This is a genomic window from Cryobacterium sp. GrIS_2_6 (assembly GCF_035984545.1).
Lineage (GTDB): Bacteria > Actinomycetota > Actinomycetes > Actinomycetales > Microbacteriaceae > Cryobacterium.
The window spans coordinates 840,532-862,457 of the sequence record NZ_JAXCHP010000001.1; the positions used below are offsets into that span (position 1 = coordinate 840,532).

Annotated in this window: 27 protein-coding genes, 1 tRNA gene and 1 pseudogene; 4 read left to right on the forward strand and 25 right to left on the reverse strand. The window is 64.8% G+C overall.

All coding sequences use genetic code 11. From position 1 onward, the window contains the following. Nucleotides 1–3 precede the first annotated feature (3 nt). The gene (locus tag RCH22_RS04160) at nt 4–225 is read left to right on the forward strand and encodes a helix-turn-helix transcriptional regulator (protein ID WP_327012981.1); all 222 of its coding nucleotides are present in this window, start codon (nt 4–6) and stop codon (nt 223–225) included. A gap of 317 nt (nt 226–542) precedes the next feature. Here RCH22_RS04160 and RCH22_RS04165 read toward each other — a convergent pair whose 3' ends face one another. From RCH22_RS04165 to RCH22_RS04175, 3 genes are all read right to left on the reverse strand, one after another. Then, nucleotides 543–1,898 (reverse strand): site-specific integrase, encoded by a 1,356-nt coding sequence (locus tag RCH22_RS04165; RefSeq protein WP_327012982.1) that lies wholly within the window; start codon nt 1,896–1,898, stop codon nt 543–545. Nucleotides 1,899–2,147: 249 nt separating this feature from the next. After that, nucleotides 2,148–2,351 carry a hypothetical protein gene (locus tag RCH22_RS04170; protein ID WP_327012983.1) on the reverse strand — a complete coding sequence of 68 codons (204 nt, stop codon included), beginning with the start codon at nt 2,349–2,351 and terminating at the stop codon, nt 2,148–2,150. A 2-nt stretch (nt 2,352–2,353) separates the two neighbouring features. Continuing rightward, nucleotides 2,354–2,602, reverse strand: a complete 249-nt coding sequence (locus RCH22_RS04175) for a hypothetical protein (protein WP_327012984.1) — start codon at nt 2,600–2,602, stop codon at nt 2,354–2,356. Nucleotides 2,603–2,712: 110 nt separating this feature from the next. Here RCH22_RS04175 and RCH22_RS04180 point away from each other — a divergent pair. Continuing rightward, a tRNA-Ser gene (locus RCH22_RS04180) sits at nt 2,713–2,782 on the forward strand. A gap of 423 nt (nt 2,783–3,205) precedes the next feature. After that, on the forward strand, nt 3,206–3,934 hold the full coding sequence (locus tag RCH22_RS04185; protein ID WP_327012914.1) for an SGNH/GDSL hydrolase family protein: 729 nt from the start codon (nt 3,206–3,208) through the stop codon (nt 3,932–3,934). On the opposite strand, the gene RCH22_RS04190 is transcribed toward RCH22_RS04185, so the two are convergent. The 6 genes from RCH22_RS04190 to RCH22_RS04215 all read right to left on the reverse strand — a co-directional run bounded on the left by RCH22_RS04190 (nt 3,931) and on the right by RCH22_RS04215 (nt 8,984). Beyond that, a complete protein-coding gene (locus RCH22_RS04190; protein WP_327012915.1) occupies nt 3,931–5,517 on the reverse strand; it encodes a GDSL-type esterase/lipase family protein in 1,587 nt (528 codons plus the stop codon). The genes RCH22_RS04185 and RCH22_RS04190 overlap by 4 nt on opposite strands. A gap of 88 nt (nt 5,518–5,605) precedes the next feature. Further along, nucleotides 5,606–6,004: a hypothetical protein gene (locus RCH22_RS04195; RefSeq protein WP_327012916.1), complete on the reverse strand. Its 399-nt coding sequence runs from the start codon at nt 6,002–6,004 to the stop codon at nt 5,606–5,608. 8 nt (nt 6,005–6,012) lie between these two features. After that, nucleotides 6,013–6,558, reverse strand: coding sequence for a hypothetical protein (locus RCH22_RS04200; protein ID WP_327012917.1), 546 nt, complete (start codon nt 6,556–6,558; stop codon nt 6,013–6,015). Then, nucleotides 6,555–6,941: a hypothetical protein gene (locus RCH22_RS04205; protein ID WP_327012918.1), complete on the reverse strand. Its 387-nt coding sequence runs from the start codon at nt 6,939–6,941 to the stop codon at nt 6,555–6,557. The genes RCH22_RS04200 and RCH22_RS04205 overlap by 4 nt, the downstream gene beginning before the upstream one ends. A gap of 46 nt (nt 6,942–6,987) precedes the next feature. Then, the gene (locus RCH22_RS04210) at nt 6,988–7,905 is read right to left on the reverse strand and encodes a GH25 family lysozyme (RefSeq protein ID WP_327012919.1); all 918 of its coding nucleotides are present in this window, start codon (nt 7,903–7,905) and stop codon (nt 6,988–6,990) included. An 8-nt stretch (nt 7,906–7,913) separates the two neighbouring features. After that, complete coding sequence (locus RCH22_RS04215; protein ID WP_327012920.1) at nt 7,914–8,984, reverse strand: hypothetical protein; 1,071 nt, start codon at nt 8,982–8,984, stop codon at nt 7,914–7,916. Nucleotides 8,985–9,073: 89 nt separating this feature from the next. Here RCH22_RS04215 and RCH22_RS04220 point away from each other — a divergent pair, with 89 nt between their 5' ends. After that, entirely contained in the window at nt 9,074–9,616 is a 543-nt protein-coding gene (locus RCH22_RS04220) for a hypothetical protein (protein ID WP_327012921.1), read from the forward strand. Here the strand turns inward: RCH22_RS04220 and RCH22_RS04225 are convergent. From RCH22_RS04225 to RCH22_RS04300, 16 genes and pseudogenes are all read right to left on the reverse strand, one after another. Beyond that, complete coding sequence (locus RCH22_RS04225) at nt 9,613–10,635, reverse strand: hypothetical protein (protein ID WP_327012922.1); 1,023 nt, start codon at nt 10,633–10,635, stop codon at nt 9,613–9,615. The genes RCH22_RS04220 and RCH22_RS04225 overlap by 4 nt on opposite strands. 7 nt (nt 10,636–10,642) lie before the next feature. Next, nucleotides 10,643–11,776: a hypothetical protein gene (locus tag RCH22_RS04230; RefSeq protein WP_327012923.1), complete on the reverse strand. Its 1,134-nt coding sequence runs from the start codon at nt 11,774–11,776 to the stop codon at nt 10,643–10,645. After that, complete coding sequence (locus RCH22_RS04235; protein WP_327012924.1) at nt 11,776–12,693, reverse strand: hypothetical protein; 918 nt, start codon at nt 12,691–12,693, stop codon at nt 11,776–11,778. Before RCH22_RS04235 ends, RCH22_RS04230 begins: the two co-directional genes overlap by 1 nt. Nucleotides 12,694–12,696: 3 nt before the next feature. Then, the gene (locus RCH22_RS04240; protein ID WP_327012985.1) at nt 12,697–14,511 is read right to left on the reverse strand and encodes a hypothetical protein; all 1,815 of its coding nucleotides are present in this window, start codon (nt 14,509–14,511) and stop codon (nt 12,697–12,699) included. Nucleotides 14,512–14,550: 39 nt separating this feature from the next. Continuing rightward, a complete protein-coding gene (locus RCH22_RS04245; protein WP_327012926.1) occupies nt 14,551–14,997 on the reverse strand; it encodes a hypothetical protein in 447 nt (148 codons plus the stop codon). Nucleotides 14,998–15,203: 206 nt separating this feature from the next. Then, the gene (locus RCH22_RS04250; RefSeq protein WP_327012927.1) at nt 15,204–15,695 is read right to left on the reverse strand and encodes a hypothetical protein; all 492 of its coding nucleotides are present in this window, start codon (nt 15,693–15,695) and stop codon (nt 15,204–15,206) included. A 20-nt stretch (nt 15,696–15,715) separates the two neighbouring features. Continuing rightward, a pseudogene (locus RCH22_RS04255) lies at nt 15,716–16,706 on the reverse strand (phage tail tube protein). A gap of 3 nt (nt 16,707–16,709) precedes the next feature. Further along, nucleotides 16,710–16,940, reverse strand: a complete 231-nt coding sequence (locus tag RCH22_RS04260; RefSeq protein ID WP_327012929.1) for a hypothetical protein — start codon at nt 16,938–16,940, stop codon at nt 16,710–16,712. A 28-nt stretch (nt 16,941–16,968) separates the two neighbouring features. Next, nucleotides 16,969–17,187: a hypothetical protein gene (locus tag RCH22_RS04265; RefSeq protein ID WP_327012930.1), complete on the reverse strand. Its 219-nt coding sequence runs from the start codon at nt 17,185–17,187 to the stop codon at nt 16,969–16,971. Continuing rightward, nucleotides 17,187–17,693: a hypothetical protein gene (locus RCH22_RS04270; protein WP_327012931.1), complete on the reverse strand. Its 507-nt coding sequence runs from the start codon at nt 17,691–17,693 to the stop codon at nt 17,187–17,189. The genes RCH22_RS04265 and RCH22_RS04270 overlap by 1 nt, the downstream gene beginning before the upstream one ends. Continuing rightward, nucleotides 17,690–18,568, reverse strand: a complete 879-nt coding sequence (locus RCH22_RS04275; RefSeq protein ID WP_327012986.1) for a hypothetical protein — start codon at nt 18,566–18,568, stop codon at nt 17,690–17,692. Before RCH22_RS04275 ends, RCH22_RS04270 begins: the two co-directional genes overlap by 4 nt. Nucleotides 18,569–18,695: 127 nt before the next feature. Beyond that, on the reverse strand, nt 18,696–19,283 hold the full coding sequence (locus RCH22_RS04280; RefSeq protein ID WP_327012987.1) for a hypothetical protein: 588 nt from the start codon (nt 19,281–19,283) through the stop codon (nt 18,696–18,698). Between the two features lie 199 nt (nt 19,284–19,482). Beyond that, nucleotides 19,483–19,950: a hypothetical protein gene (locus tag RCH22_RS04285; RefSeq protein ID WP_327012988.1), complete on the reverse strand. Its 468-nt coding sequence runs from the start codon at nt 19,948–19,950 to the stop codon at nt 19,483–19,485. A 286-nt stretch (nt 19,951–20,236) separates the two neighbouring features. Further along, nucleotides 20,237–20,461 carry a hypothetical protein gene (locus RCH22_RS04290; protein ID WP_327012989.1) on the reverse strand — a complete coding sequence of 75 codons (225 nt, stop codon included), beginning with the start codon at nt 20,459–20,461 and terminating at the stop codon, nt 20,237–20,239. Nucleotides 20,462–20,540: 79 nt separating this feature from the next. Further along, a complete protein-coding gene (locus RCH22_RS04295) occupies nt 20,541–21,545 on the reverse strand; it encodes a hypothetical protein (RefSeq protein WP_327012990.1) in 1,005 nt (334 codons plus the stop codon). Between the two features lie 3 nt (nt 21,546–21,548). After that, nucleotides 21,549–21,926, reverse strand: coding sequence for an XkdF-like putative serine protease domain-containing protein (locus RCH22_RS04300; protein WP_327012935.1), 378 nt, complete (start codon nt 21,924–21,926; stop codon nt 21,549–21,551).

Sequence of the window (21,926 nt, forward strand, 5' to 3'; positions counted from 1 at the left end):
CGCATGGGCCGTGACAACATCACCAAGACAGCTCTGGCCGCCGCGGTGGGAATCTCGCGACCGCAAATGCAGAAGATACTGGCCGGCGAGAAGCAGATCGACATCGAGCAGATCGACGCTATCTGCTGGGCGCTCGGCTTGAAAACTCGGGCCGTGATAGCCGAGGCCGACGCTGCGTCCAGTTCACGCAACGCCGAGCCCGACCGAGGGATTGCGCCGCTTTAGGCAATCCATCTCGGCATGGTTTCCAGCCATGCCACCAAATCTGCGTGCAGGACGATAGCCCGGTCAGATCCCATGCACGGGACCCTTCGGGCGCTCAGCTTGTTCGTGGCGAGCGCGACTTCGATGTCTCTTTCCTCGACCCCTGCTGCATCCGCTGATTCGGTGATTGTGTATCCACACTTGCTCAATTTGTACCCCAGTGCTTCCCCTGCGCCGAGCCATTCTCGGTGCATGGTTCAACGGTATGTCCCACCGCTGACACCCAAAGCTGTGTAGTCCTCATTAATGGGGACAGCTGATCAGGGGTTTAGGCATGTCTAACCCTGTTTTGGGGGTACGTCGAGAGGCATCAAAGCGGAGATTGCCGTCAGCGCCTTGTCAAGTTGCTTGCGATCGACCGTCTGATAGGCGCGGGTCACTGCGAACGAGTTGTGCCCGAGTATCTTCATGATGATCGCTTCGGGCACGTTGGCCTCGAGTAGCAGGGACGCGGTTGTGTGTCGTGCGGCGTGCAGGGGGACACTTGCGACCCCGGCGCGTTCGAGTACGGCGTGCCAGGCGAGGTTGTCGGGGGAGGGGTCGAGGGGTGAGCCGTCAAGGGGCTGCCGGACACGTATCGTACCCTTAGCGCCGCCCCGGTTCAGCTTGGGATCTTGCGTCCACACGAGGCCGTGCGGGTTGGGTTCGGTCGCGGCCACGGCGATGCGGCGCTCGATGATGGTGCGCAGCGGTTCCACGAGGGGGATGATGCGCCACCCTGCCGCAGACTTCGGGCGGGTGAGACACAGACCGGTGGTTCCGAGGCGTCGATATTCCCAGTCGGCGGGGTGCGTGATCTTCTGTTGCGGGCAGTCGGTGCCGCGCTTGCGTCCGCACGTTCCGCCGCAACCGTGCTCCCAGGTGATGCGTTGCAGCTGCCAGGACAGGTCGAGAACATCGGTTACCCGGTCGAGCTCCAGCCCGATCACTTCACCTTGCCGCGCACCCGTGAGTAGCGCCGTCGCCCAGCGCGATCCCAGCCGGTCACCTGCGACCGCCTGTAGGACTTTCACGCCGTCAAGGGCTGTCATTACGCCAAGGTTCGCCACGGCCTTACGTGGGGCGTCAGCGAGCTTGGCGGGGTTCTTCGTGATGCGTGACTCGCGTTCGGCATAGTCGAGTGCGACCGTCAGCATCCGGTGCGTGTTCATCGCTGTGGTCGAGGACAGGAAACCCTTGCTCGGGTCGTTCGGGTTCTTCGGCTTTGACGTGATGTAATCGGCCACCCGGTAGATGTGCACAGCGGTCAGTTTGTCCAACCGGATCTTGCCAATCGCGGGGATCACGTAGTTGTTGATCTGGCCCCGGTATGCGCTCGCAGTACGCGGGGCAATCTTCTTCAGCGCGATCGTGTCAAACCAGATGTTCATCCACTTCTCAACGGTGACACTCGACGTCGAGAGATCCCCGTTCTTGAGCAGGTCGCGCCTGGCGTTCTTTGCCTTGAGCTTCACGGCGCCCTCGGTCTTGGCGACGAGGACCTTGCGCCGGCGTGTGCCGTCACGCGAGGGGAGCTCGACGGGCACGCACCACATTCCATCGGATGCGCGCTGGTACGGTCGGGGCTCCCCACGCGGCTGGCGGGTCTTCTTCACAGCCTCGGGTTCAGGCTTCGGGACACGAGGCTTGGTCACGCCTTGCGCTCCTGGCTGTCGTTCATCATCTTGGCCACCTTCTCCATGATCGGGGGCCGCGGCCCTTCGGGGATTCTTCTGGCATGCACGCTCCACATTGAGCCGCACATGACACCGGACCTATCCAGTCTTCTGCCGACTGAAGCGTTACGGGGGTTGCTAGAGTGCATGATGTTCCTTCCTTGTCGAGAGCTTGGATTGAACTGGCCTCACGGGCTCCTACACCCGTGAGGCCTTTTTTGTTGCGAGCTAGATCTGGGAAATCTCGACGGTTAGCGCGCGCATGTCTTCGTAGGCCGCTGCGTAACGCGCCCGGAACTTGGCAAGTTCAGGGCCGGCGTTGAACTGGTAAACCCCCACCCCAAAGCTGGCATCGTCAATGCGCTGGGTGATCGCAATGAGCTCCCGCGCGAGGTCGGCTCCGGTTCTTCTGGTGTTCGTCTTGGTGGGCATGTCTAGAGGACCGATCCGAGAATCGTGAGCTTGTCCGGGTTCAGCCACCTGGAATGGGCCACGTTGCCCCGGTCCAGGCGGGTGCCGTGAACCTCGCCCCTCGAAATGCCGTCTACCACCCGTTGCGTCTTGGACCCCGCGGTTACAACAATGTCGCCGAGCTTGATTTCGAGGCTTTTCGCGTTGGTGATGCTCGGCACCGTGTTCCCGGATGGGGAGATGCTGCTCTTGGTGTTCCCTGTTTCGCTCATGTCTAGAACCTAGCACGACGTTAGCCTAACCGTTAGCCTAAGTGTCTTCGCGCTACGGGGTGCTAGCGAGATGTGAACCGCGTAATCATGCGGATGTTCAATGATTCATTGCCCCCAAAACCATTAAACAGCGAGCTTCTAATCCGCTTGTCGTTGGTTCGATTCCAACCGGGGGCACCAATGAAACAAAGGGATGCAAGGGTGTTCGACCCCCATCCGGGAAACGGTTTGTAAGCCTAACGTTTAGCCTAACGAGTTTTAAACAGTACCCCATGAGGCCGCGACTGGCATGTGACGCCGTGTCACCCGGAATGGGGGAGTTGCGGGGGACGTCACTGCCCGTCGTGCTTGACGGCGGTGCTCGCGCGTTAACGACGAAAAGGCCCCCGGCTCACCCACCGAAGTGGATGGCCGAGGGCCTTATTTGCGTGCGGACGAATCACACGTACTGGGTCGAATTGACGGGGTTACGCGAGGGCGGTGTGCCCTTGTTCGGGGGGTCTCGTTCGGCATCCTGCCGGGTAGCAGCCCCGTAGGCTCAAAGTTATGTCACGGGGGAAGAAACGCAGCCGGAGGAACCACCACCAGTCGAGGCAGACTCGCATGCTGACGATGGTCGGTATCGGCCTGACGGTGGTCGCAGCGCTTGCCCTGGTCGTCGTCGCGCTCAGTCCACGCGCCACCGAGTCTTCGTACGCTCGACCGGCCGAGACTGCATCGCCCACAGTGGAGGCCGCGAGGACGGCATTCCAGACCTTCGTTGCGGCGAAGCCCGGACCGGTCGCTATGGCCAGCCTCGGAAGCTCACTGACAGCGGGTAACGGCGCGAGCACCTACGCGGAGACCTGGGGTTGGAAGCTCAAGACCACGCTCGGCGACCGATTCACGATCGGCGTCCACGGCTACCCAGGCCAAACAATCAAGGCGATCCGCGCAAGCGGCGGCGTTGCGGCGGTCGAGGCCGACCATCCTGACATCGTGTTCGTTGAGCCGGGCACTCCGAACAACATGGGTCAGGCGCTCAGCATCAAGGACTCCAAGAGCCTGACCGCCCAGACGATCGCGGATCTCCGCGCACAACTTCCCGACGCCTTCATTGTTGGGATCGTGCCTTCACCAATTGCCGACCTCGGCAGCAATTCCCTCGGCCTGCACTACTCCGACTACATCGCGGGAGATCGCGAAGCTCTCGCCTCTGCGAACGTTGTCTGCGATGTGTTCGCCGCGTTCTCGGATACGAGCACTCAGCTCCGCGACGGCGTGCACCCGAACGATCAGGGGAACACGATCTGGGCGGACGCCGTCGTTGCCTGCCTGACGGCTACGCCCTAGTTGTTCGCGCCGACTCCGAGCGCGGTCAGGTTGTAGACGCCTACTTGACCCATCCGGATGTTCACGCTGACCCCGACAGGCACGTTCGCCCGCAGGGTCAGGGCCATGTTAGTGTGCGCGGCCGCGACCGTGACGAGCTTGGCGAAGCTGATCGTTCCTGCCGCGTCCACGTCCACCATTGCAACGGCCACGTTGACGGCCGAATCGGCATCAATGATCGCCACGCTCACCTTGGCATTTCCGCCGCCCACGACGTGGGCGGTGAGCCATCCGGACACGTCATCGATCTGGAGGCGACCGCAGACGAGAAGCACAGTGCCCGCGGCGAACGGACTGCCCGGGAAGTTGCCCGTGCTGAGCACGCGCTGCGATGCGGCGGCGGCTGCGGTCCATGCGAACTGCGACCACTGCCCGGCGGTGAGGGTTCCGCTCGTGTCGGCAACGAGGCTGAATGTCGGCACGGTCCCGGAACCGCCGAGCCACGTCGCGTCCGACCAGCCGGTCGGGATGGTTCCGGCCCCAGCCATGATCGGGTTTGCGACGAGGCAACCCTTTGACGGGGATGATACGAACCATGCGGGCTGCACGTCGGTAACCTGCTTCATTGCCGCAGCGACCGCGAGGCCGAGGAGTCGGTGCCCTTCCGTCGTTGGGTGGGTGCCGTCGCTGCTGTAGGCGGCGAGCATGTCGCCTGTCGCGGGGTCGGTCACCGCCGTAGAAGTGTCCGCGAGGATCACCCCTGCGCCCGGTGCCCAGAGGCGAAGCCAGAGATTGTACGAGTCGCGAAGAAGACGGTGCGCGTCCGTGAGGCCAGCCGTCCCAGCGGCCTGCGGCGGCACGGTCCCGATCGTTACCGGGATGCCGAGGGCCTTGCACTTCGCAACGATCGCCTTCATGTTGGCGGAGTAGACGGCCAGCGTTACGTCCTGACTTACGTCGTTGGTCCCAAGCTGAATGTGGACTGCCTGCGGGGCGAATGCGGCCACCTGCGCATCGAAGCGGCCGAGAGCACCATTGCTGGTATCACCGGGCACGCCCGCATTGATCGACCCGTCCGCGATGTCTCGAGCTCGTGCCCCTGCACCACGGAGCGCCACGTCCACATAGCTGTAGAGTGCTGCTGCGTTGCTGCCGTACGTGATCGAATCACCGAGGAATGCCCATCGCCGTCCGGGTGCGAAACGGGCCGCAGCGGATCGTGCAAACGTGGCAGATAGCACGGGTGAGAGCGCCCAGTTCGCCGGGGTGAACGTGCTCCCCGAGGTGTGCGCTGCCAGGGCGGTCACGTTGTCGCCGTTCGGGGAGGTGACCATGGCGGATGCTGCGTAGACGGTGCTGGGGGTCCACCGGGGGACGATGACAGCCGCGGCCGGGGATGCCGGGTTGGTGATATCGCCCGCTGCGATCTGTGCCGTGTGCGTGGCAAGGGCGGCGGTATGGACGGCGAATGCATTCGCGGCCGCGGACCCCAGGATGAGGATGTCTTCGGCTGCAGCCTCGTTCTCGAGCGCGTTGAGGTCAGCCGCGAGGATCGGAGTGTTACCTGCCGCACCGTCCTGGTAGACCTTGGGGGTGAAGGGCATGATGTCTCCTAGCTGGGGTGTTTGCATTAGTCACAGGCGCGGTCGTGCTGGCACCCCGGCTGGTTGCAGGGGTGCTTGCACTCGCACATCAGACGGTTGGGACGACAGGGACAACCGCGGGGACAGAAACGGGCGTCACAATCGCTGCGACGGGGGGCTCCGGGATGATGGTGACAACCTCAGGGGCCGGGGCGTCCACGATCGGGGCGGCCGGGGTCACGATGGCAGGCTGAGCGGGCACTTCAACGGCGGGCAGGACCGGGGCCACACGCTCCGTGCTCGACTTCAGGTAACCCGCGATGAGGCCGACGAGCGTTGAGACAGCGAGAGCGGCGGCAGGATCGATCGCGATGCCTGCGTACGCGGCCGCCTTGACGACGACAGTTGCGGTGACACCGGTCGCGAGCCACGCCCACAGCTTCGGTTCGATGTCACCCCACGCCCGCTTCAAGATGTTCGTGGTGATGGTTTGGACGATGGTGGACATGATTTCTCCTAGGGGTGGGTGACGAGGATGGCGAGGGATACGACGGCGGCGATCATGGCGACGACGACGCCCGCGATCGCCCAGCCTTGTGCGATGGCGATCCGGTGCAGGGCGCTCGCATCCGTGGTGCCCGTGGCCTGCCCCTGATCGAGGTCAAGCCGGGACGTGAGGCGGAGCTCCAACTTATTCAGCCGGTCCGAGAGTCGCGCGGAGTCGGTGTCCTGCTTCTCGCCCTGGGCCCGGATTTGCATGTCAGACTCAAGTCGAAAGGCATCGAAGCGCTTTTCGGCGGCAGCCTCGGCCTTGTCGACGGCTTTCTCCTGCGCCTGCAGGGCCGTCTCCACAGCTTGTTTGGCGGCGGTGAGCGCGGTTGCCATGGCGGTGGACTGGGCCAAGAAGGCGGCGTCGACGGCGCGGGTCTGGGTCGCATACCGCTCGTCGAGCATGGTCCGCAGGTCAGACACCTGCTGGGTCATGAGGGTTTGCAGTGAGTCGATCTGCTGCTGCATGAGGGTTCGCAGCATGTCGGGTGTCCACTCCTGAGCGATGGTCATGCTTGTGCCTTGACCATCTCGCGGAGGTCCGTCAGGATCTCCGTCATCTCGTCGCGTTCTAACGATGCGGCTGCGTGATTCTCTGCACTGTCGCGCATGATCGTCGTCCACATTTCGATGTCGCGAGCTTCGACCTTCGCCGCATGCTCGGCGTCACGGGCTTCAACCTTCGCGGCCTGCAAGTTCTGGCCCACGATGATGACGGGCAGCAGGACGAGCTGTAACAGCGTCTGGGCGATCCATGCGACGAGGATCACAGAATCGCCCGACGCGATCACAGCGGGCAGTGAGACGAGGGCGAGCAGGGTGAACAGGTATGCCGCCCACATGGTGCCCACGATGCGGGTGATGCGTGCACCGATACGTTGATTCAGGGTTTGCATTTCCCCTCCAGGGGTGAGGCCGCCTCTCGACGGCGCGAGTGGGGGGTCAGAATGCGGGTGCGAAGACGATCTGCTCGAGCTCGTTGCCGGTGACTTCGACCACGTTGAGGGTGATCGCCGTCTTGGGCAGGGCGTTGAGGATGCGCCACTGGATCGCGGTCAGCCGGCGTGCTGTGCCGTTGCCGTCAACGCCCCACACGTCGGCGTACTCGATGCCGTCGAGGGTGCGGTAGCCGGTCCAGATGCGACTGGTGCCGTCAGGGAGCGGGCTGGAATTGTCGGTGGGCTTGAGGTAAACGGTCATGTCGTCGTCCTTCGGTGTCGGGGGTGCAAGCGGGGTGATGGTGGTGGCCGCGGTGGCGGCGAAGTTGAACGCGTCGTCTTTCCACACGTCGTGGTCGACGGCGATGCCGCCGATGGTGACGCCGCCCGTCTGGTGCCCGTGGTTGCGGTCGGCGGGGATCGTGGCCAGCGTGTAGGCGAATGGTGCGTACGAGTACGCGGCGATGACAATGTCGCAACCGGTGGCGAGAAGTGCCGGCCAGCTTTGCGAGTTCGCGACCGACAGCCCGAGGTAGGTCTTCCCCTGCAGCCCGCTGGTTCGCAGACGCGCGTTGACCCGGTTCGCGAACGCTGCCGCCTGGCCGTCGTTGTACTGCCGGCACCCGTCGAGGGGCTCGTTGTCCAAGACCCAGAAGTCGCCGGGAGCCCACCCGTGAAGGTGGTCCACGAAGTAGTCGGCGGCCTCAGTCGGGTCCTTCGCTGCGGAGGGCACCCAGTAGTGCCCGATGCCGCCCTCTCCCGCACTCCGGGCGAGATCGCACTCGGCCGCGTAGTGCGGCGCAACATACCGGCCATTGTTGTCGCCGCCGAGTTTGATGTAGGGGTGCCGGAACCCCTGCGCGTGCGCGAGCGCCCAGTCGAGTGAGCTCTGCGGGGTTGCCGCGTCGATGCCGTCAAGCATGGGATCTCCTAGCCGTTGTTGTAGCCGTAGATGCGGGCCGTGCCAGCTAACGTGGAGCCCGCGAGCGCGAAGAGGGTGAGCCCGTCAGCGGAGAACGCCGCGTTGTGGGATCCGCCCAACTGCTCGTAGTACCCATCGCCATCCATCGCTGAAGCCGTGAGCCGTGTCGGACGCATGTTGAACGGGGACAGGATCTCCGCCTTGATGTCGCCGCCCGATGTCGCGACCCTGCCGATGGCTGTGAAAGTCGCCCCGGACGTGTACGTGTATGACGGGGAGACGGAGACCATCGCCGCGGCCGCCCGGACATAGTTCGCAGCGGACTGGGCGACCCCTGCCGCGCTCACTCGCACGGCGACATCATCCGGGGCGCTGGCGGACGTCACGTTCAGCAGCACGCAGTAGTTGTCGTACAGGGCGGAGAAGCAACCGTTGATGCCCACCGCCGTCGTTGCCGAGAATGTCACCGTCCCGAGGGCGGACACTGTGGGCGAGCCAGCACCAGAGACCGACGTGGGTTTGACCAGGGTGAGGCCCCCCGAATTCACTGACGCGGGCGTGGGCGTGGGGATCGCCATGGCGGCGACCCTCGCGACGTTCCCGGCGACGATCACGGTCGCGTTCGCGGCAACGGCGATCGTCCCCAGGGCGAGAGCGTTGGAAGGGGTCGCCGGTGCCACTGGCGATGTTGCCGGGGTGCCGGTCACAACACCGAGGACGGCCTGATTTGTTGCCCCCGCGTAGTACGAGTCCTGCACCTGCACGTACGCGACATCGATGCGCGGGTTCGTCGCGTCGGCGGCCGCGACAGTGACCGTTGCGGCCGCGTCGTTCAGGACGTCGTAGAACCCCTGCGTGGTGAACGTGAACCCGGACGGCGGCGCGATGCTCGAACCGAGCACCTTCGCCCGCCCGGCCGAGATTTGAACGCTCATATTCGGTGTGCTCTGCGCGGTGACGGAGAGCTCGCCCAGACCGATCACGCCCGCGGTCGACCATCCTGCGCTTGCCGACTGGCGGAAGAGAGCCGCCGAATGCGAAGCATTCTGGAGGGCGAAAGGTACAAGCTGAATAGCCAATGTGGGCTCCCTAATAGTGGGTTTGCGGAAATTGCTGATCGCGGGTGCGCGGCAGGGCGTAAGGTGTCGTCATTGGATGAGGGGGAACGATGAACAAATTCAGCCGGGCCGCGAAGGTCGGGATGGTTGTGGCCGCGTTGGTGGTGGCGGGTGCGGGCTTCGGTGCGTTGTCTACGGCGACGGCGGAAACAGCCCCGGCGAACCCGTCGATGACGGACACCGCGGGGAGCCAGCGGGCCGACTACACGGCGCAGACCGCGGAGCAGGTCGCGGCCGTCCTCGCGGACGAGCAGGCTGCCGCCGCGGCTCAGGCTGCCGCCGCGGCTCAGGCTGCCGCGGACGCTGCGGCGGCTCAGGCCGCAGCTCAGGCTGCTGCTGCCGCACAGGCGGCCGCGGATGCCCAGGCGGCCACTGTCGCCGCTCATGCCGCGTCTGTGCCCGTCGCGTCAACCTCGCACGCGAGCGCCGCCCCAACGGTTGCCGCGCCCTCAGGCCTGGTCAAGTGCCCAGCAGGAAGCTCAGCAAACTCCGGGGATGCCGGAAACGACACCAGCTGCTTCCCTGATATCTGCTTCCACATCACACTCCCGGACCCCGCTCACCCCGAGTGCGCGACACCATTCAAGCCCTAAACGATTCCCGCGTTCGTCAGTCGCAGACTCAACGCATCGATTTGGACCTGCTGGGCCGTGACCAGTCCGCGCAGGTAACGGAGGGCTACCTGCTGCGGAATGACCCATTCCGAATAGTTGAGTGAGACTGGGAGCCCGTCCGAGTCGTAGACGACGGTCTGCGGAATGCCAGCCTCGACGAGTCGCTCGGCGATGAATCCGACGTGGAGTGCGTCGGTCTCGGCTTCCTCGAATCCTGCGATGATCCGTGTCACGGGGAGACCAGTCTCGGGGTCGAGGGCCTGCACGCCGGTGGATTCGTCGACGACGGGGACGATCCGGTCGGGAATCGCCAGCCGGTACTGCATCGGAAGAATGCTGAGCACAACTTCGGGGTCAATGCCAGCCCAGGGCGCGATGTCCTTCTTGAAGCGTTCTGTCGATGCGGAGATGCCGAGGTGCCCGCTCGAGTCGATCCAGCTCGACGCATACCCGGTGACGACGGTGAAGTTGCGGGCGTCCGTGGAGTAGATCCCGGAGTTGAACGTTCCCGTGGTTCCGCTGACCGCGCCGGAGGCAGCGATGGTCGTCGCACCGGTGACCGCGCCGCCGACCGCGACCCCGCCCACGGAGGAGAGCGACCCGGCCGTGACCGCACCGGAGGCGGCGAGAGATGCCCCGCTGAGCGCCCCGGTCGCAGCCAGGGAAGAAACACCCGTGACCGCCCCTGACCCGCCCGAGAGCGCCAACGACTGCCCGTTGAGGGATGTTCCTGCTGTGACTGACGTGCCCGCGGTGATCGCGCCACCCGTGTTCAACGACCCAGCAGGCACCGTGAGCGAGCCTGAGAAGGTAGCCGTGCCGGAGACAGTCAGAGCCCCGCCGCCCGTGATGTTGATCGAGCCGCCGTTCACGGTCAGACCACCCGTTCCGATGGACGCGTTCTGCAACACGTCGCGGGTGGAGAGCTTGGCGATGTTGGATTCCATCGTGGACAGTCGTTTGGCCAAGTCGTGCGCTGGGCCGAGATCTATCTGCACGCTGCTCCTAAATGATCGGCGGTCGGTTGAAGGTGAGAGTGACGGTGGCAACGCCCGCGTCAGGAACCTTCGTGGAGAACTGGATGATGCGCCAGAACTGGTCCTTGCCGTTCGGGAATCGCCCATCGCCGGGCGTCCAGAGCCGGGCGTCGTCGCCTGCAAGCCAGGATCCCAGCTGTGGCTCTGCCGCGGTCGGCTGGGTGAGGGTGGGTGTGGCGACAGGGAGGCCGTTGAGGAGCGCGTACCCGTTCGCCATCGCAGTCACCTGCGCCACGGATTCCACGTTGCTGAACGAGATGACCTGATCGAGGCGGGGTGCCTGGCCGAGGCCACCGACTGGGGCGGCAGAGTAGACCGTTGCCGTGGGGGTGGCTGCCCCGGTCCCTGAGCCCGTCGCAATGATGGTCGTGCCCATTTTCGTGGCGTCCGTCGGCCACGTGTAGTCCAGGCACGAGGTCATGTCGAAGGCGAGCCCGGTGAACGCTGCCGTCCGGCCGGCGCGCGGCGACCAGATTCTTAGAACACGCTGCGGGTTGCCGTTGGCATCCCAGTAGCAGGTGATGGTCGTGTCCACCGACCCCGCGCCGGGGGCGGAAACGGAGGCCATGTCGGCAGCAACCTGCGAGACCGTCGTGTGCTGCGTGACCGGGTACCCCGGGATGAACGGCGGGATCGTCGACGTGCCCCCGACCACGGTCAGTCCGATGGATGCTCCGGGCCCGCACAGGGCCACGTTCTGCGCGTCCGTGTACGCCTTGAACACCAGTTGCGCCGGGTCAATCCCCGCCGGGTAGGTGATCGCGGAATAGTCGGCGGCGATCACACGCTGGTTGAAATGGGAGCCGAACTCCTTGCCCGTGACGGGAAGCATCCCACTCGATCGCGCGAACGCGCCTGTCCAGACGATCCCACCCCACACGATGGTGCCATTCCGGTCCACATACACGGCGAAGGGGATGCCGTCGTAGCTGAGGATCGGGCCGGCCGAGAGGGCGCTGTCAGGGTTCTGCAAATTGATCTCGAACCCGATCGAACCGGAATCGTTGAGCCGGGTATCAAAGGACAGATTCTGCACGGAAAGCTCAGTCAGTCTTGTGTTCGTGTTCAAGTCGTACGCGAACACCCGGAACGTTTCGACCATCAGGCAAACCCCCAAGCCGAGCGGAAACCGATACTGAACCGGGCAGCGACTTGTGCGCTATCCGCTGAGGCCACACGGATCGTGGATGACCCGGGCGGCAGCGTGAACCAGTTGGACCCGGTTGCCACAGCGTTGAACCGTGTAGCCGTGCCGTTGAGCATGATGCTCCGCGTGCCCATGTCAATGACCACCGAGTCGGAGGCTGCCAGGGTCAGGTTCAGCTTCATGAACTGGCCCGTTGATGAGTTCGTGAGGCTCGGGTTCGTGCACGGGCCGGTGATGGTGAAGACGGGGGCGGTCGCGTAGTTCCCCGCATTGTTGACCTGCATGGAACCACCTGTGGACGCTCCGAACGATGCCGGAAACGTCAGCGGAAACGTGATTCCGGCCGTCGGCGACGGCAGTCCGGCGGACGCGGTTTGGAGCACCGTGTCATACAGGAGCGGATCGGCCGCGGTGAACTCGACCGGGATGACAGCCTTGTGAAAGGAATAGTCCAAGTCGATCGGCAGGGCCGCTTTCGTAGGGCGACACGTGATCTGCCGCGGTCCGGCCCACCCCGGGGCGAGGAACTGCAGTTGCAGCTGCTTCGCCGGGTCCGAGATGTTCTGCAAGGCGTTCGCCACACCCGACAGGACTGTTTCGAACGGCTGCGAGGTGACGGTCACCATCAGGTCGACAACAAAGATCCGTGAGCCCAGCAGGTTCACGCCGGGATACGAGCCGTCCCGGCGCGGAACTACAACGTCACCGGACCGCAGTGCGGGCAGGGCGCGCAATCCGTCGATCTTCGTGAACTGCACGTCCGTGCCTGGACCGAACAGGAGCCCGTTGAAGGACCCCTGGAACGCGGCCACGAGAGTGCTGCCGGGATACGTGGTGACCCCGGGGTAAAGCGTTGCGCCAGAGTATGGCATGGGCTACCTCCGCCGTTTCGTGTTGTTCATCCGAGGCCGCGGAGGACCCCAGCCGACCTCAGCCCCGATCCGGTGCGGGTCCGCGTTGGTTTGCGCAAACACCTGCACCGTTTGTGAGCGAGTGGCCGGGGCTGCTGTTGCGCCCTGCTGGCCCTGCTGTGCGTTCACCGCAGCCGTGACCCGGGAGGGCATGGCCTTCCGACCGGCGAGCATGTCCGTGGACAGGACCGCCTCGCCGCCGTGGATGACAGCAGGCACCGGAGTGCCATCCGCGCCAGGCACCCGGTCGGTGCCGATATCAAAGTGCGGCAGGGTCGGGAGGGCCAGGTGGATGCCGATCACCGACCCGGCCGACAAGATGCCGTTGATCGGCCCGAGGAGCCCGTTCACGACGTCAATAACGTTGTTGAAGATTCCCTTGACGAAGCCGACGACACCGTTGAAGCCGTCGCCGACCATGCCGCCGAAACCCCGCCACAATCCAGACCACCAGGACGAGATCCCGTCGCCGATGATGCGCAGGCCCAGCCACAGGTTATTGAAGGAATCGTGGGCGAATCCGACGAGTCCGTTCCATGTGTCCGACGCGAATTGGCCGATCCCGGACCATAATCCGTTCCACCACGACGCGATACCGTCACCGACAGATACGAAGAATCCGGCGACAGCCTGCCAAGTGGTTTGCAGAAATGACGTCACCTGATCCCAGTTCGCGACGAGCCAGAGGATCGCGGCGACCAGCAATCCGATGCCCACAATGATGAGCAGGATCGGCCATGTTGCGGCGATTGTCGCTACGGCCGCGGCGATCATGGACACTGTGTACGCGCCGATGGCGATCACGAGGACGCCGCCGATGATTCCCGCGATCGTGTATAGCAGCGGCCTGTTCTGGTCGAGATAGTCGGCCCATTGAGACCCGACCGTGATGACCTTCTCCACGATGGGGATGAGCATGCCGCCGAGCTTCTCGCCCATGGCCTCTACGCCAGCCTTGGCCTGCGCGAGCTTGCCCGCGAAAGTATCGCCGAACGCGTCCGCGGAACCCTTCACCCTGTCGGAGAGGGTCTTGAGGATCTCGTCGCCGGCGCCCTGCTTCTCGGTGAGTTTCTCCTGTGCGAGCTGGCTGGCGGCGACAGCTTTCTCGTACGCGCCGTGAGCCTTCGATGCCGAGTCGGCCGCGCCCGGGGTCTTCGCGAGGATCGCGTTCACGTTGTCTTGCGCCTTCGCGAGAGCATCCTGCGCGAGACGGACCGCTTGCGCGTTGCCCGCATAAATGGGCATGTCGATGCCGAGAGCTTTCAGGGGCTTCGTCTGCCCCTCCATGCCCTTCGCAACGAGGAGCGCTGCGGCGTTCAAGTCCATGTTCTTCGCCTTGGCGAGGTCCGCGGCCACACCCATGACGGACATGGCCTTCTCCGGGTCCTTCAAAGACATAGTGAGGGTCGCGAGGGCGGTGTTCGTCTGGTCGTTGGTGAACCCGTAACCGCGCATCGTCGAGTCGAGCCCGGCAACCTTCGGTTCTAGCTCCTCCATGGAACCGCCCGCGTTCTGGACAGCCGTTTTCAGCTTCGCGTCCACGACTTCGGCGGCAGCCCCAGCCTCCAGGCTGAAACCGGCGATTGCCCCGCCAGCGGCGACGACGCCGAACGTGATCGCCTTGCCAGCAACTGCCGTCGTCTGGAAAGCGTGCTGCATTTTGGAGGAAGACCCGTCAGTCTCCTTCTCCATCTTGGAGACCTCGCCCTTGACCTTGCCGAGCTCGCTGTAGAGCTCCCCAGCCTTTGCCCTCAGCTCCAAAACCAGCGGGGGAAACATTTCCACGGGGCACCTCGATCAGTTTTGAGTTGTGAAAAATCAGAGGCGGACGATTTCCGCCCAGGCATCCCGTGCAATTGCGGCAAGCAACGGCCGGGCATTCAGAACTCCGGGCTCGAAGAACGGGTAGCCCTTGGACCCGTTCAGACCCAGCTCGACACGACGGCCGTAAGCCATCCGCGGGGCGACCTTGGTGCCGTACTCGGTGAAACCGAACCGGGTGATCGGGTCCGCCTTGATCGAGCGGCGCAGGTCGCCCGAGATGACATTCGGCTTATCGCCGCCCACGTGACGGTCCGCGACGAGATGCCCGTATTTCTCGGCCCGCGGGCCCATGATCCGTTTACGGGTGCCCTCGAAGTTGCTCATGGCCTCTTTGACCACGACCGCCGCGGACTTAGCGACAATGATTTTCGAGGCGTCGTCAGCCTGAGCCGCAACCTTCTTCAGCGCGGACTCGAATTCGGAGATCCCCAACCAGCCCACAGAATCACCCTCAAATCACGAGTTGTGCCGTGCTTCTTCCGCCTTGTACAGCTGGTCGATTCGCAGCGTCCACTCGATGACGTCGCCCGGTTCGTCCATGTATTCGTCGTGAGTCATCGGGATGAGTTTGCGAAACAGATATTCGTTGTTCGCCCTCGACGCACGCAGGGACAGGGGCATTGCGCCCCCATCCCGAAGCGCAGACTCTAGGTGTCGGAGGCCCCAGTAGGGGAGTCCGGCTCCTCGATGCCCGGGTCGATCTGGAAGGAATCTTCGGCGACGACACGCTCGGCCGCGAAGATCTTCTGCGCGTGGTCCGCGATCGCCTTCTTCGTGTCCTTCGGCAGGTCCAGAAGATCATCGACGGACTGCGGGAGAGGGATCGGCTTGCCGTCACGCTTGAGCGTCCACGACTTCAGCAGCACCCACGCAACCGTGTTGTTCAGATACAGGATGTCGCGGGCCTCCTCACGGGTGAGGTGCACGTCCGCCCCGGTAAGCGCAGCCGACTCGGCCGGCTCGAACCCGTCCGCGGTCACCGAGCGGGCCGATTGAATCTTCCGAATCGCACCCTCGGCCGGGGTCCCGGCCACAGCCAGCTCCTCCTCGCGACGGTTCGAAAGCTCCTTGAGCTTGTAAAACGACGCGGACCCGCCAGGGATGCGAGTCCGGTATAGATCATCTTTCTGTGCTGCCATGATTGCCTCCGATAGGTGGGTTAGTAGGCGGTGGACTGTGCGGAGGTGAGGATCACCTGGGCGGGAGAGAATCCGCCGCCGAGAGCGTCCGTGGCGTTGGCAAGCATCTTTGTGGTCGCCTTCACTTCCATCCACTTGTTCGTGCCGGATGGGGCCGCGACGTCGTAGGTGACCTTCGAGTGCTGGAACAGGATCGAATTCACCGCGTCGCCGGCCGGGGCGACCTTCACGAGCAGGGTCGGCTGGGTGTTGGTGAGGTAATCCTGGAGGTTCGTGTCAGCGGTGTACCCTTGGTAGATCGCCGTGATGGAACCGGCCACGGTGACCGGGCCGCCGAAGATCGCGAACGGTGTCTGCGTGCCCGTGACCGCCGGGATGATCTCGGTGGCACGCTTGTACTCGACGTCAACCTCGGAGAAGGTCGAGAGGGCGGTTCCGCCGAGGGTGATGATGGTATTCCAGCCCGGCATCGGCTTGGCCGTCGTCGGAGTGTTGGCGGGCGGGGTGATCGCCGTGGCCGGAAGACCCCACCCACGTGACGTTGAGCTCGGCGAGGCCCTCAGGCTTGATGGTGATCTTCACCGTCGACGGGATGGCGCCGGGCATGGCGAGGACCTTGCCCGCGCCGTCGTTGTAGAAGACGGTGTAGGACGGCGGCTGGGCCGCGTCCCCGCCAGAACCGTTGTATAGGGCCGTCTTGTGCGTGTACGGGCCGGCACCGCCGATGGTGTCCGGGTTACCGAGGACGGCGAGCAGGTGCGGGTACACCGAGTCGAGGTAGAAGTACGTCTTGTAGGCGATGGTGTCGTGGCCCTGGCCCTGCTGCTGCTCGTACTCACCGGCCATGGAACCGCGGAGGGCGCCGTCGACGATCGGGGGGCGGGTCGGAACCCATGTGGGCGAGTCGACCGGGACCCAGAATGTGGGGGCGGCCATGGCGACGCCGCGGGTGGTCTCTTTTGCGAGGCCCATCCACTGCAGATTCGCCGGGGCAAACGTCGATGCGGGCATGTGTTATTCCTTCGATTCGGTCGACTTGGGAGCCTTGGTGGGCTTGGTGGGCTCTTCGACCGGCACCAGGTGCGCGTGTTCGAGAGGTTCAGTGAGGGTGATCTCGTCGCCCGGATTCAGGACGACGGTGGAGCCTTCCGCGTCGTCGCCGTCGCGGTGCACGAGAGCATCGGGGCCGTGTACGAGGTGGGCGAAGACTTCGGCGAAATCGTGGACAAATTTGTATCGGGCCACGGGGGCTCCTAACGGGGTTGAGTGAGAGTTACTTGTGGCGTTTGGCGGCGCGCGCCTTCAGGGCTGTTGAGACGCGGGCGGTGTGGCCCAGGCGAAGACGGCCGGTCGTCGCCTTCTTGCCGGTATGGCGGGCCTTCTGGCCGCGCTTGACACGGATGACACGGGTGGAGCGGCGAACCGGGCGGCGCTTCCGAACCTTCTTGCCGGTCCGGCCGTGCCGGGTGGATGTTGCACGTGCGCGCCCCATCAGGCTTGAAGAATCTCGGTCACGTCGAACTCGACGACGGCGAAGACGACGACCCGGCCGACATCATCCTGGGGAAGATCGCGGGTGACCCGAATGTCGTTCTGGTCCTGACCGCCCTGGAAGATCACCGCCGAATTTCCCATCGTCGGGTCCGAGCGGATCCGCGTCTTGATCGCGTCGATGATGGAGTCGAACGGTGTCACCCAGGCGTCCTCGTCAGTGCCGTCCGGGTAGGCGGCAGGGACGAGGAACTGATACTGGACGACGAGCCCCACGGTGTGGTTGACCTGTTTGGAGCCGCCGATCGCAGCGCCCAAAGTCACCCGGGATTCGTGCGACGTGTCCAGGTGCACGAACCCGACCGCACCCCAGCCAAGATTGACTTGAACATTCCAGTTCGCGCCTTGGATGATGGTCGGCTGGTCCAAATACACCTTCGGCATGCCCACGATTGCCGGGGTTTGGAAGAAGTTCCGGAGGGCGACCCGGACCGCCCCGTCGCTCACTGCGTCCTCCGGTGACGGGACAGCCATTCGACGGCGAGGTCGATCTCTTCGAGGCCGCCATCCTCGACCTTGGCTGTCTTGGCGGGTTGGCCGCGCATGGAGCTCATGACGAGCGCCTCCGACCCGCGGGTTTTGATCAGCGCCGAGGTGAGGAGCACGACAGCCTGCTTGATCGCCTCGGGGAGGGCGGACACGTTCGCGCCCGCAGAGTGCAGGTTGACGAGAGGGGCGGCCAGTGTGGCAGTGTTGCCGGTCACGGAGAGCACGTTGACACGCTCGCTCACACCCGGTTCATGGATGGTCAGTTGCATGCCCGGCAGGACGCCGAGAGTGGAGTCGACCAGGATTGTCGTTGCCCCGCCGTTCGTGGCCGCCGTGAGGACGCTGTTCGCGTACCCGTTGACGTAGGTGACCGCGGCGTACAGGTACCCGGAGGCGGTGCGCGACGTTGCGCCGGGCATCGGGAACGACATGGCCAGAATGGGGATCTCGGTGACCTTGCGGCCAACCCACACGTTGGACAGGTCCGGCAGGGAGGCCATCATGCTCGGCTGCGGGCCGACAGACACGTTCGTGACCTGAATGACAGGGGTGAAGGCGAGGGGAACCTTGAGGGTGCCCTCGTTGCTCACCCGGTACCGGCCCGCCTGCGTGTCCAAGGTCGCGCCGAGAATCTGGTAGCAGTAGTCGTCAGCAAGCGAAGATGCGCGGGCGATGGTCTGGGAGAGGGCGTCCGCGTTCTGCTGCGGGGTGCCGCCCACAACGAGCTGGGAGACGTTCACGCCCGTGGGGGAGGCCAGATATTCGGCCGGGGTCAGATAGGGCGACCGGGAGGCGTACGTGGGGACGTACAGCGCCGAGGCGGGGGGTGACAACCATTGCGCACTCCAAAGTGTTGAGGTGAAACCCGACACCCCCCGATGGGAGGCAGACACCAGAGGGCGCCGGGGGTAGTGGGGTGGTGCCGCCGCGGCCCGAAGGTCACGGCGGCACCGGAGGCCGCTAGTTAGCGGCGATGTCCTGCACGACCGCGCAGGCGACAGGAGCCCGGTTGATGAGCGTCGAGGTGGAGAAGACTTCACCGTCGAAGCGGGGGCCGCCGCCGACGCCCGTGCCACGGTTGGTCGCGTACTCGTAGTCGGCGACGTCGTGCAGCGAGCGGACCTCGAGCACGTTGCTGATGTTCGAGTTCGGGAACGGCACCGTGTCGCTGACGGCGATGAGGGTTCCGGGGGTGAGGTTCGGGTGAACCTCGATCCGGACCGGGACACCGCCGGCAGCCTTGTTCACGTAGTGCGTGACGTAGCCGCCACCGGTCACGTCCGTGCGTCCTTCGGCGCCCGGGGTGAAGAACGTGTTCGCGGCACCGTTGGCGAGGAGCAGCTTGCTGATGCTGTTCGATTCCTGCGCGGACACGAGGTAGCGGGTCGGGGAGAGCTGCACCGTGTTGAAGATGCGTGTGTTGAGCGCGTCGAGCTCGTTGATGGACTGGCCCGAGCTGGTGAATGTGGAACCGCCGAGGCTGGTGAACCCGGCACCCGAGTTGATGCCGGAGCCGCGGGTGACGAGGCCCGTTGCACCACCGGTCACGTAGTCACCCGCGAGGGTGGCGAGCAGGCCGTTGAAGTCCGTCGCCTTGGCCGAGGAATCAGCGACGGGGACAGAGGTCGGCGCGACACCGTAGATGCCGGGGAGGTTCGGGACGGGCTGGTTGGAACCGGCCGGGGTCGTCAGGAACGTGACCGTGTTGACGGTGGTCGTGGTGATGTAGAAACCGCCGACGAACCAGTCATAGGCGACAGCGCCGGGGATGCTGGCCCACGGTTGCGGTCAGCGTCGAGGTTGCGCCGGTCGTGATCTGCGAACCCTGCGCGGAGGCGATGGTGGATCCGCCGTAGGAGTAGTTCGAGCCGGTGCGCGCCGCGACCTTGATCAGGTACGTGGCCGCTGCGACGGTTCCGCCCGTGGCCGCGGTGGCCGTGGTGGGCACGGCGGGAGTCGGCAGGGCGAAGTTCTGGCCGCCGAGCAGCTTCTTGTCCGAACCGATCTTCCACTGGTTCATCGCGTTGATGACGGCGATGGTGCGCGCGTCCGCGAAGCCCTTGGCGAGGTCGATGGCGTCCTGGGTGACGGTGTAGCCGTAACCGAGCTTCGCGTACTGGCTGGACGCGTTGATCATGTTCAGGATGGCCATCGGGGCCGGCGCGTCGAACGCGGTTCCGGGGTCGGACTGCAGGTTGTTGACGTTGGTCAGCACGCGCCACAGGGCCGCGGGGACCGGCGACCTCGGGCGTGGAGCGCGCCAGGGAGTCGAGGAACGGCGTGTTGACGGGGATCTGGCTGATCCAGCCGGTGAGGTCCACGCCGGTGAGGCCGGTCGCGGTGGTCACCCCGGAGGACTGCGCCTTGTACAGCTGCACGAGAGTGTCGCGGGAAACGGAATCGAGATTCACGATGATGCCTTTCAAAATGGGCACGACAAAAAACCCCCGCGGTGGAGGGCTTGTCGAAGAGGGTTTTAGGGGGGTGTGGTTCAGTTGGAGCTAGACGAAACGGCTCCGAAGCTCCGCGTATGTGAGGGCCTGCTGCGCCGCCACCTTCTGCGCGGGCGGTGCATCCTCGACGGCCTTGCGGAGATCCGCGAACTCGTCAGTGGAAGCGTCGCGGGCAGGCATTCCGGCGGTACCGGTGCTCCCGTTCAGCAGTGGGCTCTTGCGATCGTCAGGCATCTTGCCGAGGTGCTCGACGCGCTCCTGCAAGCTCTTCACCAAGTCCACCAGGTCCGCATTTTCTGCGGCCTGCTTCGCGAACGGGGCGAGAGCTTCTGTGAGCGCGAGGGTGAACTCGTTATGGAGTGCCTTCGTGACGTTTTTCGGGGTCCGTCACCACAGGCGACTGGACAGTTTTGGTGCCGGGGATGACAGCCTCAGCGGGGGCCACCTCGGGGGTGGGCTCGGCCGCGTCAGGTACGGCTGGCACGTCTTCGGTGCCGGAGGTGAGGTCTTCCGCACCCTCGTCGGAGGTCGCATCGGGTTCGGCAGCTTCCTCGGCGGGGGTCTCAGCAGCCTCCTCGGCGGGGGAATCCTCCGCGGGAGCCTCCGGGGCGAACGTGGTCAGATTGGCCGCGTCGACGGAGCCGAGCACGCGCCCGCTCGCATCGTAGACGAGCACCTGCGGGTCACCCTTGGCCTTCATGACCGGTTCGGCGACGGGCGGCAGGCTCGCAAGGACGTTCTGGATCGCCGCGGCCGCACCGCGCAGGGCAGACTCGTTGGCCGAGGACAGCGCACGGCCAGCCTTCACGAACGCCGACAGGACCGCGCGGGCATCCTCAGCGGACTTCGCCACCGGCTGCTCCGACTCCGCCTGCTCGCCGACCGCATACGGGGCGATCAGGTCGATGGCCTGATCCACGAGCTCGCACGCCGTCTGCAGATCCCACGAGTTGTCGTCGCAAGCCTCGGCGCCAGCGAAGACCTCTTCGGCCTCCCGCTGCGAGAGCAGGTCGAGGGCGCGCTTCACACCCGTGAGAACAGCGAGCTGCTCCCATGCGGTGGCAGCGTCCACGGCCTCCCATGCGGGGGAACCGGGCTCGTTCACGTCACCTTCTGCGGTTGCGGTGGGAGCCTCGAGGACTTCCTCGTCAGCCTTGATCACGGGTTCAGTCATGTCTTCGCCCTCCTGGGCTTGTTTGAGAAGTTCCCGCACCGCGTCTGCGGGGAGAAGATTGGGTGTGCTGTCGGACTTCATGAAGATGAAGTCGAGGCCGTTCGCCGCTTTGGATACGAGGTCGACGCGGGGAATCTTCGCGTCGATCACTTCGGTGAGTTCATCGTCGATGAGAGTGTGCATGGGTTATGCCCTTCGCTTGCGAGTGGCAGAGCCCTGTGGGCTGAAGCCGGTTAGTTTTCCTGACTTGACGAGCTCCCACGACACCTCGTCGAGGAGCGCCTTGATCAGCCAGTCACCCTTGGAGGCGACCACTTCGCCGTCGATGACGAACGGGTCATCGGACGGCCACGTGTACGACTCGCACACCTCGGCATGACCGATCGTCCCGTCCATGTGCTCGATGCCGATCTGCCGGCCGCCGTCACGGAGGAACGTGGCGGCGGCCTTCTCCAACTCGTCAGCGGTGAAATAGTCCCGGGAGCCATCCGCGCCCTTCTTGATGCGCGGATCCGGACCCGCCTGATATGCGACGCCGAGCACGATCCGGAGTTCCTTGGCCAT

Bases quoted from the DNA above. Each gene is read 5' to 3' on its own strand.
- RCH22_RS04190 (WP_327012915.1), bottom strand. From the start codon at position 5,517: ATGCCCTTCACCCCCAAGGTCTACCAGGACGGTGCGGCAGGTAACACT.
- RCH22_RS04220 (WP_327012921.1), top strand. From the start codon at position 9,074: ATGAACAAATTCAGCCGGGCCGCGAAGGTCGGGATGGTTGTGGCCGCG.
- RCH22_RS04230 (WP_327012923.1), bottom strand. From the start codon at position 11,776: ATGGTCGAAACGTTCCGGGTGTTCGCGTACGACTTGAACACGAACACA.
- RCH22_RS04170 (WP_327012983.1), bottom strand. From the start codon at position 2,351: ATGCCCACCAAGACGAACACCAGAAGAACCGGAGCCGACCTCGCGCGG.
- RCH22_RS04175 (WP_327012984.1), bottom strand. From the start codon at position 2,602: ATGAGCGAAACAGGGAACACCAAGAGCAGCATCTCCCCATCCGGGAAC.
- RCH22_RS04195 (WP_327012916.1), bottom strand. From the start codon at position 6,004: ATGTCCACCATCGTCCAAACCATCACCACGAACATCTTGAAGCGGGCG.
- RCH22_RS04160 (WP_327012981.1), top strand. From the start codon at position 4: ATGGGCCGTGACAACATCACCAAGACAGCTCTGGCCGCCGCGGTGGGA.
- RCH22_RS04210 (WP_327012919.1), bottom strand. From the start codon at position 7,905: ATGCTTGACGGCATCGACGCGGCAACCCCGCAGAGCTCACTCGACTGG.
- RCH22_RS04295 (WP_327012990.1), bottom strand. From the start codon at position 21,545: ATGCACACTCTCATCGACGATGAACTCACCGAAGTGATCGACGCGAAG.
- RCH22_RS04185 (WP_327012914.1), top strand. From the start codon at position 3,206: ATGCTGACGATGGTCGGTATCGGCCTGACGGTGGTCGCAGCGCTTGCC.
- RCH22_RS04200 (WP_327012917.1), bottom strand. From the start codon at position 6,558: ATGACCATCGCTCAGGAGTGGACACCCGACATGCTGCGAACCCTCATG.
- RCH22_RS04300 (WP_327012935.1), bottom strand. From the start codon at position 21,926: ATGGCCAAGGAACTCCGGATCGTGCTCGGCGTCGCATATCAGGCGGGT.
- RCH22_RS04205 (WP_327012918.1), bottom strand. From the start codon at position 6,941: ATGCAAACCCTGAATCAACGTATCGGTGCACGCATCACCCGCATCGTG.
- RCH22_RS04240 (WP_327012985.1), bottom strand. From the start codon at position 14,511: ATGTTTCCCCCGCTGGTTTTGGAGCTGAGGGCAAAGGCTGGGGAGCTC.
- RCH22_RS04235 (WP_327012924.1), bottom strand. From the start codon at position 12,693: ATGCCATACTCTGGCGCAACGCTTTACCCCGGGGTCACCACGTATCCC.
- RCH22_RS04250 (WP_327012927.1), bottom strand. From the start codon at position 15,695: ATGGCAGCACAGAAAGATGATCTATACCGGACTCGCATCCCTGGCGGG.
- RCH22_RS04265 (WP_327012930.1), bottom strand. From the start codon at position 17,187: ATGGGGCGCGCACGTGCAACATCCACCCGGCACGGCCGGACCGGCAAG.